This is a genomic window from Bacillus sp. LR--39 (assembly GCF_053613335.1).
This window is the reverse complement of sequence record NZ_JBSIOT010000239.1, coordinates 1-1,222: the sequence shown is the minus strand read 5'-3', so window position 1 is coordinate 1,222 and position 1,222 is coordinate 1. Positions and strand designations below refer to the sequence as shown.

2 pseudogenes are annotated in these 1,222 nt (G+C 44.3%); both read right to left on the bottom strand.

Annotated elements, in window-relative coordinates:
• Nucleotides 1–859, bottom strand: a pseudogene (cssS, locus tag ACWHAR_RS22135) (secretion stress-responsive two-component system sensor histidine kinase CssS); the annotation flags it as partial.
• Nucleotides 856–1,222 (bottom strand): annotated as a pseudogene (cssR, locus tag ACWHAR_RS22130) (secretion stress-responsive two-component system response regulator CssR); the annotation flags it as partial. The pseudogenes cssS and cssR, both read right to left, overlap by 4 nt.

The window sequence follows — 1,222 nt, the reverse complement described above, 5'->3', positions numbered from 1 at the left end:
CTTCGCATTCAATAACATCTACAGTGTTTTCAAGGTCTCCTTTAGGAAAAATCCCGTCTTTAATTGATTGTGTATAGCCTCTGATGACCATGACCGGCGTTTTTAAATCATGAGAGATATTTTGCAATAGAGTTCTTTCTGTTTCATCCTTTTGCACAAGCTTTTGGCGCATCTCTTCGATGGTATGGCCCAATTTGCCGATTTCATCTTTCCGGTCCACTTTTACTGGGTCATCCCAATCCTGTTCAGAAATCCGTTTGACGTGTTTTTCAAATGATACAAGAGGCCTTGATAAATACTTTGCAAGCCAAATAGCCGGAATCCAGCTTAATAAAATGACGACAGCTATAATAAACAGAAGCTGTTTGAACAAGGTATAGGCCAAATCGTCCCGATAAGAATCAAGCGCGTAAGAGAGCATCATCGCTGATTGTCCATTGACGGAAAGTCCCTTTTTAATGACAAAAAACACTTTCTCTCCATTGACGTCGGCGCTGTAACGTTTCTTTTTAGCTTCCTGCTTATCAGCCAGTTTGTACACCTTGTGGATAAATGAAGATGACAGAATGCTTAAATCCTTGTCTGAAGAAGCCTCTTCATTTTCAGGAAGGAGCACGTGCTGTACGGAGCGGACAGTTGTCGGCGCCGTCGCTTCCTCGCTGTAATAGCGCCTTTCAATCGAACCTGGCAGGCGGTACTCTGTCAGCACATGCTGCTCATTTTCAATCGTCGTATACGTTTCATTAGTGAAAAAATCTCGCAGCGTGTTTGAAAATAACACAAGCAGTAAAATCGATATCGCTAACAGGATGCCGGATATGACAACCCATATCTGAAACGCGAGCGGCTTGTTTTTCATGATGACATCATCCTGTAGCCGAAACCGTAAATCGTCTCCACCTTCAATTCAGGCATCTTTCTGCGCAGTCTCCGGACGAGATCATCAACGACCCGGTCTGTTCCGAAGTAGTCATGTCCCCACACTTTTAGGAGGATATCCTCACGAGAGTATGGATGCCCTTTATGATGGATAAATAATAGCAGCAGATCAAATTCCTTTGACGTCAAATTGATAATATTCCCGTTTTCGTCATAGACCTCGCGGGCGTCTTCAGCGACCCGATACGAGGAGACGGCAATTTCATGTTTTTGGACAGGAGGAGCTTCCTTATATACGAGCTGCAGCAGCTTTTGCACACGGATAATCAGCTCCCGCGGCAGA